Annotated in this window: 16 protein-coding genes and 1 pseudogene; 9 read left to right on the top strand and 8 right to left on the bottom strand. The window is 67.1% G+C overall.

Going from position 1 to position 16,243, the window contains the following annotated elements:
* The first annotated feature begins 33 nt into the window (after nt 1-33).
* The 4 genes and pseudogenes from ftsZ to AB7P10_RS03370 all read left to right on the top strand — a co-directional run bounded on the left by ftsZ (nt 34) and on the right by AB7P10_RS03370 (nt 2,743).
* Nucleotides 34-1,242, top strand: coding sequence for a cell division protein FtsZ (gene ftsZ, locus AB7P10_RS03385; protein ID WP_428292429.1), 1,209 nt, complete (start codon nt 34-36; stop codon nt 1,240-1,242).
* 157 nt (nt 1,243-1,399) lie between these two features.
* Nucleotides 1,400-1,456: pseudogene (cas5, locus tag AB7P10_RS03380) on the top strand (CRISPR-associated protein Cas5); the annotation flags it as partial.
* A 162-nt stretch (nt 1,457-1,618) separates the two neighbouring features.
* On the top strand, nt 1,619-2,542 hold the full coding sequence (lpxC, locus tag AB7P10_RS03375) for a UDP-3-O-acyl-N-acetylglucosamine deacetylase (RefSeq protein WP_428292428.1): 924 nt from the start codon (nt 1,619-1,621) through the stop codon (nt 2,540-2,542).
* A 24-nt stretch (nt 2,543-2,566) separates the two neighbouring features.
* A complete protein-coding gene (locus tag AB7P10_RS03370) occupies nt 2,567-2,743 on the top strand; it encodes a hypothetical protein (protein ID WP_428292427.1) in 177 nt (58 codons plus the stop codon).
* A 7-nt stretch (nt 2,744-2,750) separates the two neighbouring features.
* On the opposite strand, the gene ruvC is transcribed toward AB7P10_RS03370, so the two are convergent.
* The 7 genes from ruvC to AB7P10_RS03335 are packed head-to-tail and all read right to left on the bottom strand — an operon-like array spanning nt 2,751 to nt 9,321.
* A complete protein-coding gene (gene ruvC, locus AB7P10_RS03365; protein WP_428292426.1) occupies nt 2,751-3,299 on the bottom strand; it encodes a crossover junction endodeoxyribonuclease RuvC in 549 nt (182 codons plus the stop codon).
* Between the two features lie 9 nt (nt 3,300-3,308).
* Nucleotides 3,309-4,307, bottom strand: coding sequence for a phosphatidate cytidylyltransferase (locus tag AB7P10_RS03360; RefSeq protein ID WP_428292425.1), 999 nt, complete (start codon nt 4,305-4,307; stop codon nt 3,309-3,311).
* An 11-nt stretch (nt 4,308-4,318) separates the two neighbouring features.
* Nucleotides 4,319-4,936 carry a lysophospholipid acyltransferase family protein gene (locus tag AB7P10_RS03355; protein WP_428292424.1) on the bottom strand — a complete coding sequence of 206 codons (618 nt, stop codon included), beginning with the start codon at nt 4,934-4,936 and terminating at the stop codon, nt 4,319-4,321.
* On the bottom strand, nt 4,933-5,679 hold the full coding sequence (gene mtgA / locus AB7P10_RS03350; protein ID WP_428292423.1) for a monofunctional biosynthetic peptidoglycan transglycosylase: 747 nt from the start codon (nt 5,677-5,679) through the stop codon (nt 4,933-4,935). Before mtgA ends, AB7P10_RS03355 begins: the two co-directional genes overlap by 4 nt.
* The gene (locus AB7P10_RS03345; protein WP_428292422.1) at nt 5,680-6,549 is read right to left on the bottom strand and encodes an energy transducer TonB; all 870 of its coding nucleotides are present in this window, start codon (nt 6,547-6,549) and stop codon (nt 5,680-5,682) included.
* 34 nt (nt 6,550-6,583) lie between these two features.
* Complete coding sequence (locus AB7P10_RS03340) at nt 6,584-8,665, bottom strand: ribonuclease catalytic domain-containing protein (protein ID WP_428292421.1); 2,082 nt, start codon at nt 8,663-8,665, stop codon at nt 6,584-6,586.
* A 35-nt stretch (nt 8,666-8,700) separates the two neighbouring features.
* Nucleotides 8,701-9,321 (bottom strand): YqiA/YcfP family alpha/beta fold hydrolase, encoded by a 621-nt coding sequence (locus AB7P10_RS03335; protein ID WP_428292420.1) that lies wholly within the window; start codon nt 9,319-9,321, stop codon nt 8,701-8,703.
* Nucleotides 9,322-9,343: 22 nt separating this feature from the next.
* Here AB7P10_RS03335 and rodA point away from each other — a divergent pair, with 22 nt between their 5' ends.
* The 5 genes from rodA (at nt 9,344) to AB7P10_RS03310 (ending at nt 14,695) form a co-directional block, all read left to right on the top strand.
* Entirely contained in the window at nt 9,344-10,501 is a 1,158-nt protein-coding gene (gene rodA, locus AB7P10_RS03330; RefSeq protein WP_428292419.1) for a rod shape-determining protein RodA, read from the top strand.
* A 62-nt stretch (nt 10,502-10,563) separates the two neighbouring features.
* Complete coding sequence (locus AB7P10_RS03325; protein WP_428292418.1) at nt 10,564-11,463, top strand: NAD(P)-dependent oxidoreductase; 900 nt, start codon at nt 10,564-10,566, stop codon at nt 11,461-11,463.
* A gap of 37 nt (nt 11,464-11,500) precedes the next feature.
* Complete coding sequence (tldD, locus tag AB7P10_RS03320; protein WP_428292417.1) at nt 11,501-12,961, top strand: metalloprotease TldD; 1,461 nt, start codon at nt 11,501-11,503, stop codon at nt 12,959-12,961.
* Nucleotides 12,962-13,161: 200 nt separating this feature from the next.
* Nucleotides 13,162-14,295: a 3-deoxy-7-phosphoheptulonate synthase gene (locus tag AB7P10_RS03315; protein WP_428292416.1), complete on the top strand. Its 1,134-nt coding sequence runs from the start codon at nt 13,162-13,164 to the stop codon at nt 14,293-14,295.
* 79 nt (nt 14,296-14,374) lie between these two features.
* Complete coding sequence (locus AB7P10_RS03310; RefSeq protein WP_428292415.1) at nt 14,375-14,695, top strand: hypothetical protein; 321 nt, start codon at nt 14,375-14,377, stop codon at nt 14,693-14,695.
* Nucleotides 14,696-14,794: 99 nt separating this feature from the next.
* Here the strand turns inward: AB7P10_RS03310 and mpl are convergent, their stop codons facing one another.
* Nucleotides 14,795-16,180 (bottom strand): UDP-N-acetylmuramate:L-alanyl-gamma-D-glutamyl-meso-diaminopimelate ligase, encoded by a 1,386-nt coding sequence (gene mpl, locus AB7P10_RS03305; protein ID WP_428292414.1) that lies wholly within the window; start codon nt 16,178-16,180, stop codon nt 14,795-14,797.
* Nucleotides 16,181-16,243: the final 63 nt, after the last annotated feature.

Genomic DNA, 16,243 nt, shown 5'->3' with positions numbered 1-16,243 from the left:
AACCCGGCACCAGACACATCAAGGAGTACAGCAATGAGCATCGAAATGATTGAAGTCGAAGAGTTCAACCTCGGCACCCAGATCAAGGTCATCGGCGTGGGCGGCGGCGGCGGCAACGCGGTCGAGCACATGATCTCGCGCAGCGTGCAGGGCGTGGAGTTCATCTGCGCCAACACCGATGCGCAGTCGCTCTCGCGCAGCGCCGCGCACAAGACCATCCAGCTCGGCACCAGCGGCCTGGGCGCGGGCAGCAAGCCCGAGAAGGGTCGCGAGGCTGCGGAGATCGCGGTGGACGACATCCGCGAGGCGATTGCGGGCGCGCACATGCTGTTCATCACCGCAGGCATGGGCGGCGGCACCGGCACCGGCGCGGCGCCAGTGATAGCGCGCGTGGCCAAGGAAATGGGCATCCTCACCGTGGGCGTGGTCACCAAGCCTTTCGACTGGGAGGGTGGCCGTCGCATGACCAATGCCGACCAGGGGCTGTCCGAGCTGGAAGCGAACGTGGACTCGCTGATCGTGGTGCTCAACGAGAAACTGCTGGAGGTGCTGGGCGACGAGGTCACGCAGGATGAGGCCTTCGCGCATGCCAACGACGTGCTCAAGAACGCGGTGGGCGGCATCGCCGAGATCATCAACGAGTACGGCAACGTCAACGTCGACTTCGAGGACGTGCGCACCGTGATGGGCGAACCCGGCAAGGCCATGATGGGCACGGCGGTGGCCGCGGGCCCCGACCGCGCCCGCATCGCCGCCGAGCAGGCCGTGGCCTGCCCGCTGCTCGAAGGCATCGACCTCTCGGGTGCCAAGGGCGTGCTGGTGCTGGTGACGGCGGCCAAAGGTTCGCTCAAGCTGTCCGAATCCAAGCTGGCGATGAACACCATCCGCGCCTACGCCTCGTCCGAGGCGCACGTGATCTACGGCGCCGCCTACGACGACAACCTCGGCGACGAAATGCGCGTCACCGTGGTCGCCACCGGCCTGTCGCGCCAGGGCGCGCGCCGCACCGCGCCGCCGCTGCAGGTGCTGCGCACCGGCACCGACAACGTGCCGTTCAACGTGCCGACGGTCAACACCCCGGTGAGCGGCCCGGGCGCGGCGCAGCCGGACTACAACTCCATGGCTGTCCCCAGTGTCTGGCGCACCAACCGCACCCAGGCCGCGGCCAAGGTGGACGCGCTGGCTTCAGGTGGCATGGACGACTTCGAGATTCCGGCGTTCCTGCGCAAGCAAGCGGATTGATTTCTGGTTCTTTCGCTCGTGACTCCTCGCGCACGCTCGCGATTGCGGGGTACTCCACTCCGCGACTGTCCCCCGGCCCTGCCGAGCAGGGCCTCCTCCTTTATGTCGCTGCGTGGAGCACCCCACACTCGCGAGCTGAAGTGATACCTGGGTATCCCCGTTCCCGGTGCCAACGAGGTCGGCGGTGATCGGGGTGTCTGGCGCAGCGAAGTAAAGGAGGAGGGCCGGCGCAGCCGGCCCGGGGGACATGAGCGGAGCCAGATACCCCGGTCGCCACCGACCGGAGCCACCCGGAGAACAGCAGACAGCGGGCCTGCTATCAAGGCCATCACTATTTCTCACCGTGTTCCAAAGGGCAAAAACCTACAATTCCCGGATGCTCGCGCAACGCACCCTCAAATCCCTGACCAAGGCGGTCGGCGTCGGCCTGCACAGCGGTCAGCGCGTGGAGCTGACGCTGCGCCCCGCCGCACCCGACACCGGCATCGTGTTCCGCCGCGTGGACCTGGCCACGCCGGTGGAGATCGCCGTGAACGCGCTCGCGGTCTCCGACACGCGGCTGGCATCCACCATTTCCAACGGGGGCGCGAAGGTCCACACCATCGAACACCTGATGAGCGCCTGCGCCGGACTGGGGCTGGACAACCTCCACGTGGACATCACGGCCGAAGAGGTGCCCATCCTTGATGGCTCTTCCGCGTCCTTCGTCTACCTGCTGCAGAGCGCCGGCATCGTGATGCAGAACGCACCCAAGCGCTTCATCCGTGTCACCAAGCCGGTGGAGGTGCGCGAAGGCGAGGGCAAGAACGTGAAGTGGGCGCGGCTCGACCCGTTCCATGGCTACAAGCTGGCCTTCGAGATCGAGTTCGACCACCCGGCGGTGAACTCTACTGGTCAACGCGTCGAGTTCGATTTCGGCAGCGGGCGCTACGCGCGCGAGATCGCGCGCGCACGCACCTTTGGCTTCACGCGCGACGTGGAGATGATGCGTTCCAACGGCCTGGCCATGGGCGGCGGGCTGGACAACGCCATCGTGATGGACGACGTCAAGGTGCTCAATGCCGACGGCCTGCGATACCAGGACGAATTCGTCAAGCACAAGATCCTCGACGCCATGGGCGACCTGTACATCGTTGGCAAACCCCTGCTGGCGGCGTACAGCGCCTTCCGCAGCGGCCACGCCATGAACAACCAGTTGCTGCGGGCCCTGCTGGATCGGCCCGATGCCTACGAGGTGGTCAGCTTCGCGCACGACCGCGAAGCACCGAGCGGCTTCGCGCAGCTCGCGCCGGCCTGGTAAACCAGCCGCGTTGCTCGCAAACCCATGCTGTTGTTCCGCTGGACCATCATGCTGCTGCTGCTCGCGGCCGGCGTGTGCTTCGCGTTCTACATCGGCACCAGCCAGCCGCGGTACCGCGCCTGGGGCATCGTCATCCTGAAATGGACGGTGATCGCCGCGCTCGGTTTCTTCGGCGTGCTGGCGCTCGAAAGGTTGCTGTAGCGCGTGCTCAGTAAAGGCGACTGGCCTTGTACGAAGCGCTGGACCGCGCCTGTGCCGTCGAGACTTTGTTGATGGCCACGAGGGTCCGACTCACCTGGGCATGCGTGATCGCCAGGCCCAGCGCGTCGGCCGCGTCCTTGCCGGGCAGGCCGGGCAGCCGCAGCAGGCGTTTCACCATTTCCTGCACCTGCGGCTTGGCCGCTTTGCCGTAGCCGACCACCGCTTTCTTCAACTGCAGCGCGGTGTACTCGGCCACCGGCAGCTGGTTGGCCACCAGCGCGGTCAGGCAGGCGCCGCGCGCCTGGCCCAGCAGCAATGTGGCCTGCGGGTTGACGTTGACGAACACGATCTCGCAGGCCGACACCTCGGGCTGGTATCGCGCCACGACTTCGGTGATGCCGTCGAAGAGCACCTTCAGCCGCGCCGGCAGCAACGCGCCGTCTTTCGGGCTGGTCTGTATGGTGCCGCTGGCGACGTAGTGCAGGGACGCGCCGTCGGTGTCGATGACGCCGAAGCCGGTGCACTGCAGGCCGGGGTCAATGCCGAGGATTCGCATGGGAGGGTCTCAGAGGTCGAAGGTCCAGCGCACAGAGTGGAAGAACACCGGTGCGGCAAAACACAGGGCGTCCACCCGGTCAAGCAGGCCGCTGGCGCCGGTGACCGAGCGACCCGCGAGGCCCCAGTGCGTCACGCCCCGGTCGCGCTTGATGGCCTTCATCACGAGGTGGCCGAAGCTGCCCGCCGCGCAGGCCACGAGCGCCATGGCAAAGGCAGGCAAGGGCTTGAACGGGGTAAAGCCCGCCAGCGCCGCGCCCAGCAGGCCGCCAGCGACCAAGCCCAGGACCCAGCTGCGCCAGTGGAAGCTGTCGCTGATGGCGGGCGCCACCGGCCGGCGCAGGCCGCGCGCGGCCAGGTGCTGCACCAGCATGCAGGTTTGCACCACCAGCACGAGGAAGAACACCAGGAACGCGGTCTTGCCGGAGAAGCCCTTGAAGTCGAGCAGCAGCAGCGCCGGCACGTGGCTCATGCCATAGATGCAGACCATGATGCCCCACTGCAGCTTGGCGCTGCGCTCCAGGAAGCGCTGCGGATCGTTGCCCAGCGCACTGACCACCGCAATGCCCAGGAAGACATAAACCGGGATGAAGACGGTGAACAGGTTGAAACGTTCGGTCCATACCAGGGCGTACTGCAAGGGGAGCACGACAAAGAAAGCAAGCACCAGGCTGCGGTGATCGCCCCGGCGCGTGGGCGAGAGGCTGATGAATTCGCGCAGGATGAAGAAGGACACGAAGCCAAACATGACGATGGCAAAGCCTTCGCCCAGGGACCAGCCGATCCAGAACACCAACACCATGATCCAGGAACTGCGCAGGAGTGCCTGGTTGTCCTGCAGGCGCTTGGCGCGCGCGTCCGCCGTCGCATCATCGTCCTCTGCGGCGCGGCGTTCGCGCAGCGACAGCAGCACCGACACACCGCTGGCGATCAGCAGCAGCCCGAACAGCGCCACGAACACCAGACTGACCTGCTGTTCGGGGGTGAGGCTGCGCAGAAAGCTGCCCATGGCAAACCCCTTCAAACCTCGCGCAGGGCCATGACGGCCGCGCGCGCGCGTTGCAGGAATTCGGCGCGCGGCTCGTCGGCACCGAGTGCCAGCGGTTCGCCAAAGGTCACCGAGCACAGCACCGGCACCGGCACCACCTCGCCCTTGGGGATCACGCGCTGCACGTTGTGGATCCAGGCGGGCACCAGCACCACGTCGGGGAAGCGCTGGGCCAGGTTGTACAGGCCCGACTTGAAGGGCTGCGGATCTTCCTCATGGCCGCGCGTGCCTTCGGGAAACAGGATCAGCGAGTCGCCACTCTCCAGCGCCTGCACCAGCGGCGCCAGCGGGTCTTCGTCGCCCTTTCTTTCTCGTTCCACATACACGGCGTTGAACACCTCGGTGGTGATCCATCGCTTGAAGTTTGACGCGGTCCAGTAGTCTTTCGCGGCGATCGGTCGCGTGATGCCGCGCAACTCCTGTGGCAGCGCGGCCCAGATCAGCACCAGGTCGGCGTGGCTCTGGTGGTTGGCGAAGTAGATGCGCTGCTCAGCCTTGGGTGGGCAGCCATGCCAGCGCGCCTGCGCGCCGGTGAGCAGGCGCACCAGCCCCAGCAAGATCATGGACATGGTCTGGGCGCGCAGGTTCATGGCGGTTGAATGGCGCCCATGCGCGCGACGATGGTGCCCGTGCGCCGCGCCAGGTAGGCCGAGCCCTGGCGGGTTTCGAAGAACTTGGGCGAGGGCAGCATCACCGCCAGGCGCGCGGCCTCGTGGGCGTTGAGTTTGCTGGCCGGCTTGTTGAAGTAGCGCTGCGCGGCCGCCTCGGCACCGAAGACGCCCTCGCCCCATTCCACGCTGTTGAGATAGATCTCCAGGATGCGGCGCTTGTCCAGCAGAACCTCCAGCGCCAGCGCGAGCACCAGTTCCTGACCCTTGCGCAGGAACTGGCGTTCTCCCGATAGCAGGAGGTTTTTGGCCAGCTGCTGGGTGATGGTGGAGCCACCGACGATTTTCGGTTCGCGCGCGGGCCGGTTGGGCTGTTGGGCGGCGCGCTTTTCCGCCTGCTGCTGTCGGCGCACATTCTTTTGCCATGCACCCTCGATCGCTTCCCAGTCCACCCCACCGTGGTCGATGAAACCCGCGTCCTCGGACGCAATCACCGCGCGCTTGAGGTGGGGGCTGATCTGCGCGTCATCCACCCACTGGTGGGACCAGCGCCAGGGTTTGTCGTCCCGCAGGCGCTCACCCGCCACGCGCCAGGCCTCGGAGCGCATGAAGGCGGTGCTCACGGGATCGATGGCGGCCATCACTGCGATGCGTGTGACGAAGAACAGTTGCAGCGCCACACCAGCAAGGAGCAACCACGACAACCAGCGGCCGAAGGATTTCATTCACTGCCCGGAGAGCTGGGTCTGCAGCGTCTCTTCGCGGGTGAAGCGAAAGCGAGATACCACCACGATCTGGTCGGCCTGGCGGCGCATGGCGTCGTTGAAGTTGCCGAAGGACAGGCTGCGCACGATGGCCTGCGCGCGGCGGTCAAGCAGGGCGATGCCGGAGGGTTGCACCACCTCGGTGTCGAGTACGGCGCCATTGTGGTTGACCGTGATGATCATGGTGAGTTCGCCATACAGCTTGCGCCCGCCGGCCTCGGGGAAATTGCTCGTGCCGCGGTCCTCGATCTTGCGGCGCAGTTCGTCATAGTAGATCGCATAGACCGCCTCGCGCGTGGCCGGGCTGATGTAGCGCTTCTTGGGTCGGGCGTTTTCCTCGCTGATGCGCTTTTCGATCTCGGCCAGGATTTTCACCAGGGCCCTGCGCCGCTGCTCGCGTTCGGAGGCGTCCGGGCTGGGCGTGACCGACTCCGGGTCGGGCGGCGGCATCTTCGCGAGCTCACGCCGGACCTGCGCCAGCAGGCGGTTCTGCTGCTCGCGCAGCTGTTCGATCCTGCGCTCGTCGTCCTCGTGCGCGTCGCCGATGCGCGCCACAGCCGCTGGCGGCAGCGGCGACGTCGCGCGCCCTCGTTCCTTGTCGCCTCCGCCGGCCAGCGAGGCTTGCGCAATGGCCGTGGCCTTCTCGGGTCGTGCGTCGCTGCGTGCATTGACCAGGATCACCTCCAGTGGGGTGTCCTGGAACACGCGGTTGAAGCGCTCGGGGTCCACGAAGCGCACGGTCAGCAGTGCCGCGTGCACGGCCACCGAGATGCCCAGTGCGAGCTGCAGTGTGCTCAGCGTCTTGAAAAAGGACAGGGCAGACTTCTTCACGCGGGGATTATCCGTGTTGCGCGCGGCTCGGGCCTCAATCCCCTGCCGGGCCGGGCGTTTGAGAGGGCTGGGCGGCAGGCTCGTCTTCGGCCTCGTCGACCTCGATGGCCAGTGCCAGAGGCGCGGCCAGTTCCTCGTCTTCGCCATCCTCGCCTGAGCCACCGTCGTCGTCCAGCGTGCTGTCCACCGGCAGGTCCAGGCGCTCGATCACGGTGCCGTGGATGTCGAGCGTGATGTCGTCGATCTCGCCGAGCTTCACGCGCAGGTGTGCGCCGCGCGGCAGGCCTTCGGCACCGAGCACCGGCAGCACCAGGGGCAGGGTATCGGCACGCACCAGGTTGTCCTTGATCAGGGTTGCGGTGAGTTCGGTGAGGTTTTCCTGGCGCAGGTAGCGCAGCGTCCAGTAGCGTTCCATGCCGTTCTGGAAGCCGTTGTAGGCGGTGTAGGCGGCGTCGAAGGCGCTGATCACGGCGAACAGGTTGGCGTCTTTGGGCTTGAACGGCGCGGCCAGCGCGGCGGTCTTGCCGTGGCGCGCGCACGCGATGATCTGCCACTGGTTCACCAGATCCACGTAGCGGCGCAGCGGCGAGGTGCTCCAGGCGTAGCTCTTGACGCCGATGCCGGCGTGCGGCTGCGCCTTGGTGCCCATGCGCACCTTCACGCCCGGCTGCAGGCTGGCCTGGCTGCGGTAGATGCCGGGTACGCCGCATTCCGCGAGCCACTGGCCCCAGGTGCTGTTGGCCAGGATCATGGCCTCGGCGACCATCAGGTCCAGCGGCGCGCCGCGCTGGCGTGTGCCAATCCGCACGTGCTCGTCACCCGCGGGTTCGTCGCCCGCCACGCCCTCGAGACGGAAGGTGTAGTCGGGGCGGTTGAAGTTCTCGGGCTTGCCGCGCACCACTTCGCGCTGCGCCTTGAGGTGTCGCGCCAGACGGTGCAGGAAAGCCAGCGAGGGCTGCAGGGCCGCGATCTCGGGCGTGGCGCCGGTGGCCGGCGCCGCGCCGTCGAGCCAGGCTTCGGTGATGACGGTGTCGAGCTGGTCGTGGCGCAGGTTGAGTGCGATCGGCACGCGCTCCAGTGCCGTGCGGCTGTCGGTGACCGCCAGCGTGGATTCGTCGAATGTGACGTACAGCGACACGGCGGGGCAGTCGCGCCCGGCCATCAGGGTGTAGGCCTGCACCACATCGTCGGGGAGCATGGTGATCTTGTGGCCCGGCATGTAGACGGTGGAGAGGCGCTGTCGCGCCACCTGGTCGATGGCACCGTCGGGCGATACCGCCAGACCTGGCGCGGCGATGTGGATGCCCAGGATGACCTGACCGCTGCCCAGGCCCTGGAGCGAGAGTGCGTCGTCGATTTCGGTGGTGGCCGAGTCATCGATGGAGAAGGCCTGCACGGTGGCCAGTGGCAACTCCTCGGTGATCACCGGGGCCTGCAGCACCGGGAAGCCCGTGCCCTTGGGGAACTGGTCGAACAGGAAACGCTGCCAGTGAAACTGGTAGGCGCTGCGGATCGCGCCAGCGTTCTGCAGCAGCGCCAGCGGCGCGGTGTGGCTGATGCGCGCGGCCTCCACCACGGCTTTGTACTCGGGCGCGTTCTTGTCCGGTTTGAAGAGGATCTTGTAGAGCTGCTGGCTCACCGGCTCGGGACAGACGCCGCTGGCCAGTTCGGTGGCCCAGGTCTCGATCCGGGCCTGCACCTCCTTCTTCTTCTCGATGGCCGCCAGCGCCTGCGCCAGGATCTCGGGCGGGGCCTTCTTGTACCGCCCCTTGCCGGCGCGACGGAAGTAGTGCGGCGCGCCCTGCAGGCACAACAGTGCGGCGACCTGCTCGGTGGTGCTGGCGCTGTCACTGAAGTACTCGTGCGCCAGGTCGGCAAAGCCGAACTCGTCCTCGGGTGCGAATTCGTAGGCGAGTTCGAGTTCCATGGTCCCGGCCAGTGTGGTGGCCTCGGGCATCAATTGGCTGGGTGTGGGCTTGTCGAAGCGCAGCAGTGCATTGGCGGACTTGACCTTGACGCGCTTGCCCGATTCGAGCTCGACCTGCAGGGAACTTTCGGCCTCCGACAGGAGGCGGCCGGTCAACAGCTTGCCGGCGTCATCAAACAGAATGTGCATGGGCGGGATTGTCCCATGGGGGCGTGTGGCGCCCGCTACAGCCCGAGGAATTCAAAGACCGCGTCGATGTGCTGGTCAAAGTCGCTGATCGCGTGGTCGCTGCCCGGCAACAGGCGGATCTGGCCACCGGCGCAGAAGGCCTGCATGTCGCGCCAGTCCAGTACTTCGTCGCCTTTCGCGACGATGGCGAACTGGCTCTCGGGCGTGGCCGGGTGCAGCGGCGCCAGGCGGGCGATGTCGTCCTCCAGGGCCCGCAACTCGTCCACGAAGGCAGGCTCGAAGAAGAAGCGCTCCCGCGGGTCGTGCCAGGCGGTTTGCTCGCCGATGTACCCGGCCAGGTCGCGCGCGGGGAACACCGCGGGGTTGAGCAGCACCGCGCGGCAAGGAGTCTGCAGCGCAAGCCAGCGCGCATAGAAACCACCCAGCGAGGAGCCGGCGACAGCCATGGTCTCGCGCGGCCAGGCCCGGATGCCTTCGCTCACCAGGGCCATGGCCTCGCGCGGCGAAGGCGGCAACTGCGGGCACCACCAGGTCACACCAGGGTGTTGCGCCTGTACGCGCGCAGCCATCTGGCGCGCCTTCGTCGACTGCGGCGACGAGCGAAAACCATGCAGGTACAGCAGGTGGGTGGTGTGCGCGGCGGTGGAAGGGCTCATGGGCGAAGGATAATCGGGCGCCATGGCCGTCGTGTTCGACAAACCCTCCCTGCTGCAACGCATCGCTCCGATCTTTCAGGGCTTTGACTTGCCGCTTCTGTTCGCGGTCGTCCTGATGGCGGGCGCTGGGCTGCTCACCATGTATTCCGTGGGTTTCGACCACGGCACCCGGTTCGCCATGCACGCGCGCAACATGCTGATCGCGGTGGCCCTGATGTTCCTGGTGGCCCAGGTGCCGCCACAGCGGCTGATGAGCCTGGCGCTGCCCATGTACGCGGTGGGTGTGGCCTTGCTGCTGGCGGTGGCGCTGTTCGGCATCGAGCGCAAGGGCGCTCAGCGCTGGCTGGACGTGGGCGTCACCGTCATCCAGCCCAGCGAGCTCATGAAGATCGCCATGCCGCTCATGCTGGCCTGGTGGTTCCACCGGCGCGAGGGACACCTCAAGCCGCTCGATTTCGTGGTGGCCGGCATCCTGCTGCTGCTGCCGGTGGCGCTGATCCTCAAGCAGCCCGACCTGGGCACCTCTTTGCTGGTGGTGTCATCTGGGTTGTTCGTGATCTTCTTTGCCGGGCTGAGCTGGAAGCTCATCCTGCCGCCGGTGCTGCTTGGCGCGGTCGGCATCGTCACGCTGATTGCCATGGAGCCGCAGATGTGCGCGCCCGGGGTGGACTGGCAGATCTTGCACGAGTACCAGCGCCAGCGCGTCTGCACGCTGCTCGATCCATCGAAGGACCCGCTGGGCAAGGGCTTCCACATCATCCAGGGCATGATCGCCATTGGGTCGGGCGGGGTGTGGGGCAAGGGCTTCATGCAGGGCACGCAGACCCATCTCGAATTCATTCCCGAACGCACGACCGACTTCATCTATGCCGCCTTTTCCGAGGAGTTCGGTCTGGTGGGTACGCTGGTACTGATGGCCGGCTTCATCTTCCTGATCCTGCGCGGCCTGGTGATCGCGCTGGAGGCGCCGACGCAGTTCTCGCGCCTGCTGGCCGGCGCGATCACGCTCAACGTCTTCGTGTACGCCTTCGTCAACATGGGCATGGTCAGCGGCATCCTGCCGGTGGTGGGCGTGCCGCTGCCGTTTGTGAGCTATGGCGGCACCGCCATGGTGACCCTGGGCGTGGGCCTGGGCATTCTGATGTCGGTGGCCAAGTCCAAGCGATTGATGCAGTCATGAGCGTCGCGCCGGGCCGCTCCCAAGCAAGCTCGCACCGCAGCCCGCAGGGCGAAGGTACTCCGATGAGCGCCCTGGAAGCCGTGTCGGTGGTGGGCGCGGGCAACATGGGCGGCGCCATGGTGGAGCGCCTGTGCGCAGCCGGTTGGCCGGTGACGGTGTGCGACCCCGACCCCCTGCGCCAGCGGCAGGCCCGCGCCGCCGGCGCCGCGCTCGCGGCAACGCCGCAGGACGCAGCGCGCGCACTCGGTGCGAACAGCGCGCTGATCTTGGTGGTGGTGGACGCCTTGCAGTGTGACGAGGTGCTGTGGGGTGCCCATGGCGCCGCCACCGCGCTGCAGGCGGGGCAGGCCGTGCTGCTGTGCCCGACGGTCGCACCCGAAGATGTGGAGCGCATCGCCGAGCGGCTGGGTTTGCAGGGCGTGGACTGCATCGACGCACCGATGTCCGGCGGCCCGCAGCGCGCTCGCGATGGCCGCATGAGCCTGATGGTGGCCGCGCCCGGGCCGGTGGTGGAGCGCCACGCCGGCCTTCTGGCGGCCCTTTCCGACAACGTGATGCGCGTGAGCGAACGCGTCGGCGACGGTGCGCGCACCAAGCTGGTCAACAATCTGCTGGCCGGCATCAACCTGGTGGGCGCGGCCGAGGCGCTGGCGATGGCCGAACGCATGGGGCTGGACCTGTCGACCACGCTGGACGTGATCGAACGCTCCAGTGGCCAGAGCTGGATCGGCCTCGATCGCATGCGCCGTGCGGTGGCGGGCGACTTCGCTCCGCGCGCTCACGTGACCCTGCTGGAGAAGGACACACGGCTGGCGGTGGCGGCTGGCCGGTCCGCGGGTTTTGAAGGTCCGCTGGGCGGGCGCGCCGCGCAGGTGTTCGTCGATGCCCATGACGCCGGCATGGCCGATCTGGACGACGCGGCCCTGTTCTCGCTGTTGCGCAGGGTGGCGCCAAGACCCTGAGGCGAGCAAAATTGCCGTTGCTTCTTACAATGGCCCGATGATTTCACGCGAACCCACCCTGGCCCGTCTGGCCACCGCCGAAAGCCTGCTGCTCGAACCCTTCGGCCTGAGCCCTTCGCACCTGCAGCGCGCGCTGGGCGAGATCATGTCGCACGGCGTGGACGACGCCGACCTGTACTTCCAGACCACGCGCAGCGAAGGCTGGAGCCTGGAGGAGGGCATCGTCAAGACCGGCAGCTTCAGCATCGATCAGGGCGTGGGCGTGCGCGCCGTCAGCGGCGAGAAGACGGCGTTTGCCTACTCCGATGACCTGTCCTGGGACTCGTTGCTCGACGCCGCGCACACGGTGCGTTCCATCTCCGCGCAGGGTCAGACCCGCAAGGCGCGCGTGCCGGCGGTGAAGGTGCCCAAATCGCGCTCGCTTTATCCGGGGCTGGACCCGATCGCCACACTTGACAGCACCGCCAAGGTGGCGTTGCTGGAAAAGGTGGAACGGCTGGCCAAGGCGAAGGACCCGCGCGTCAAGCAGGTCATGGCGGGCCTGGCGGCCGAGCACGACGTGGTGCTGGTGGCGCGCGCCGACGGTACGCTGGCCGCCGACGTGCGCCCGTTGATCCGCCTCTCGGTCACCGTCATCGCCGAGCAGTCGGGCCGACGCGAGTCCGGTTCATCAGGCGGGGGAGGCCGTTTCGGCCTGGCGTACTTCGACGACGCCCTGGTGCAGTCCTACGTGGACGAGGCCGTTTCCTACGCCCTCACCAACCTCGATGCCCGGCCTGCGCCGGCTGGCGAGATGGTGGTGGTGCTGGGTTCGGGCTGGCCGGGCATCCTGCTGCACGAGGCGGTGGGTCATGGCCTGGAGGGCGACTTCAATCGCAAGGGGTCCAGCGCATTTGCCGGCCGCATCGGGCAGCGTGTGGCGGCCAAGGGCGTGACCGTGCTCGACGATGGCACCATCGCCGATCGCCGAGGCTCGCTCAACGTGGACGACGAGGGCCACACCTCGCAGAAGAACGTGCTGATCGAGGACGGCATCCTGCGTGGCTACATCCAGGACGCGATGAACGCACGCCTGATGGGCGTCAAGCCCACCGGCAACGGCCGGCGCGAGAGCTACGCCCACGTGCCGATGCCTCGCATGACCAACACCTACATGCTCGGTGGCGACAAGGCGCCCGAAGAGATCGTGGCCTCCATCAAGAAGGGCCTGTACGCCACCAACTTCGGCGGCGGCCAGGTCGACATCACCAGCGGCAAGTTCGTCTTCTCGGCCAGCCAGGCGTACTGGGTGGAAAACGGCCAGATTCAGTACCCGGTGAAGGGTGCCACGCTGGTGGGCAACGGGCCGGACGCACTGACCCGCGTGAGCATGATCGGCAACGACATGAAGCTCGACAGCGGCGTGGGCACCTGTGGCAAGGAAGGCCAGAGCGTGCCGGTGGGCGTGGGCCAGCCGACGCTGCGCATCGATGGCCTGACCGTCGGCGGCACCGCCTGAAACCTGCTGTGCTACATTTCGACCCCATGTCTTCGCGCTTCGCCTTTTTTGCCTTTTATTTCTGGTTCTCGGTCCCCGGCGGACGAGAGGCGAGGCTGTAAGCGCATCACCGAATCTCGATCAAACCGCCGGAGCTCCAAGCCCGGCGGTTTTTTTTCGTCCTTCCAGTTTTTCGTGCAAACCCACTCAGGAGCCCTGCGATGACCGCCAAGAATGCCCCCGCCAGCAGCGATGCCTGGCATGCCCGTCCCGTCGACAAGACCAGCCAGACCGACGACGAACGCATCAAGGACATCACCGTGCTGCCGCCTCCCGAACACCTGATCCGATTCTTCCCCATCGGCGGCACGCCGGTGGAAGCGCTCATCAGCCGCACGCGAAAGCGCATCCACGACATCCTGCATGGCAAGGACGACCGCCTGCTGGTCGTGATCGGACCCTGCTCCATCCACGACCCGGTCGCCGCAGTCGACTACGCGCGCCGCCTCAAGCCGCTGCGCGAGAAGTACGCCGACACGCTGGAGATCGTGATGCGGGTCTATTTCGAGAAGCCACGCACCACCGTGGGATGGAAAGGCCTGATCAACGACCCGTACCTCGACGAGAGCTACCGCATCGACGAGGGGCTGCGCATTGCGCGCCAGCTGCTGATCGAAATCAACCGCCTGGGGCTGCCGGCCGGCAGCGAGTTCCTGGATGTGATCTCGCCGCAGTACATCGGCGACCTGATTGCCTGGGGCGCGATTGGCGCGCGCACGACCGAGAGCCAGGTGCACCGCGAACTGGCCTCGGGCCTGTCGGCACCCATCGGCTTCAAGAACGGCACCGACGGCAACATCAGAATCGCCACCGACGCCATTCAGGCAGCCTCGCGCGGCCATCACTTCCTGTCGGTGCACAAGAATGGCCAGGTCGCCATCGTGCAGACCAATGGCAACAAAGACTGCCACGTCATCCTGCGCGGCGGCAAGGCGCCCAACTACGACGCCGCCAGCGTGGCCGCGTCGGTGAAGGAGCTCGAAGCCGCCAAGCTGGCGCCGCGCCTGATGGTGGACTGCAGCCACGCCAACAGCAGCAAGCAGCACGAGAAGCAGCTCGATGTGGCGCGCGACATTGCTGCGCAGATCGCCGGTGGCTCGCGCAGCATCTTCGGCGTGATGATCGAGAGCCACATCGAAGCCGGTGCGCAGAAGTTCACTCCCGGCAAGGACGCGGTGGGTGGGCTCAAGTATGGCCAGAGCATCACCGACGCCTGCCTCGGCTGGGGCGACTCGCTGCAGGCGCTGGACGTGCTGTCGGGCGCGGTGCTCTCCGCGCGCCGCGCGCGGGTCTGACGCGGCCATCGGGCTTTCACGGGGTGGATCGCGCATGGCGCGCGGTCCACAATGCGCGGATTGATCAGGAGAACCACGCATGCGCAGCCAAGTCACCGTGAGTTGGGGCGAACCCGCCACCTACCGCTTTGATCTCGAAGAGGTGCAGCCCATGCCGCACGACCTGGCCCGCAGCTGGCTCGACGAGCAGTTCACCTTCCTGGGCTGCGAGCCAATCCGGCCTACCGGCAAGGTGCTCACGGCCGACAAGATCCTGTGCGTGGCGGAAGCCGCCGGTGAGGGCCGGTTCCGCGATGCGGCCCACCGTCCGTGGGCCATGGCATTTGCGCGCGCCGCCAGCGCGGCCCTTGCCAAGCCGGTGGTGTCCGTGGACGTGCCGAAGCAGTTGCTGACGTATTAGAGAGCCACTCCCGCCGCGCTGCGCGCGACCCCCTCAAGGGGGCGCATCTGGCGGCCCGGCAAAGCCGGTTCAGCGGGTGCCCTGGATAGGCGGATCCCTTCAGGCGGCCAGCACCTGGAGCAGGCGTTCGTGCACGCCGCCGAAGCCGCCGTTGCTCATGCAGACGATGTGGTCACCGGGCCGGGCGGCCGCTGTCACCTGCGCCACCAGCTCGTCGATGTTGCGGCCCACCTGCGCGCGAGCGCCCATCGGCGCCAGCGCTTCGGCGGCGTCCCAGTCCAGCCCGCCGGCGTGGCAGAAGGCGAGGTCCGCGGCCTCCAGACTCCAGGGCAATTGCGACTTCATGGTGCCCAGCTTCATGGTGTTGCTGCGGGGCTCGAACACCGCCAGGATGCGCCCGCGCGGGCTGCCGAGCCGGCGCTGCAGACCATCCAGCGTGGTGCGGATGGCGGTGGGGTGGTGAGCGAAGTCGTCGTAAACCGTGATCTCACCGCCCGCGCGCGGGACCATGCCGCGCACTTCCATACGGCGTCGAACGTTCTCGAAGGACCCCAGTGCGCGCGCCGCATCGACCGGTGACACACCCACATGCTCGGCGGCGGCGATGGCCGCCAAAGCGTTCAGCTGGTTGTGCACGCCTGTGAGCGCCCACTCCACTCGCCCGACGGGCTGACCCTGGTGCAGCACATCGAAGGCGTGCGGCTCGCCGCGCGCGGTGAAATCGCTCACCGCAGCGCCGAAGCTGCGCAGCTCGCTCCACAGGCCTTTGTGCAGCACGCGTTCCAGGCTTTCTTCCAACCCATTGACGACGACGCGGCCATTGCCTGGCACGGTGCGGATCAGGTGGTGGAACTGGCGCTCGATGGCGGCCAGGTTGTCGAAGATGTCGGCGTGGTCGAACTCGAGGTTGTTCAGGATCGCGGTGCGCGGACGGTAGTGCACGAACTTGCTGCGCTTGTCGAAGAACGCGGTGTCGTACTCATCGGCTTCAATGGTGAAGACCTGGCCCTGTCCCAGGCGCGCCGACACACCAAAGTTCATCGGCACACCGCCGATGAGGAAGCCGGGCTGCAGGCCATTGGCTTCCAGAATCCAGGTCAGCATGCCGGTGGTGGTGGTCTTGCCATGGGTGCCGGCGACCGCCAGCACGTGCCGCCCCTGCAGCACATGTTCGGCCAGCCACTGCGGCCCGCTGGTGTAGGCCGCGCCGCTGTCCATGATGGCTTCCATCAGCGCGAACTTTGGTGTGCCGTCGGCCGCACGGGCCCGGCTCACCACGTTGCCGACCACGAACACGTCGGGCTGGAGGGCCATCTGGTCGGCGCCGAAGCCTTCGATGAGCTCAATGCCAAGTGCGCGGAGCTGGTCGCTCATGGGCGGATAGACGCCGGCGTCGCAGCCGGTCACGCGATGGCCTGCTTCGCGCGCCAGGGCGGCCAGGCCACCCATGAAGGTGCCGCAAATGCCCAGAATGTGGATGTGCATCCCGGGATTCTAGGGGGCGTACCTTGCGCCCTTGCGGGTATGGGGGTGGCGCAACGCGCGCTG

The organism is Hydrogenophaga sp., from assembly GCF_050182545.1.
Lineage (GTDB): Bacteria > Pseudomonadota > Gammaproteobacteria > Burkholderiales > Burkholderiaceae_C > Hydrogenophaga.
This window is presented reverse-complemented; position numbering and strand designations above follow the sequence as displayed.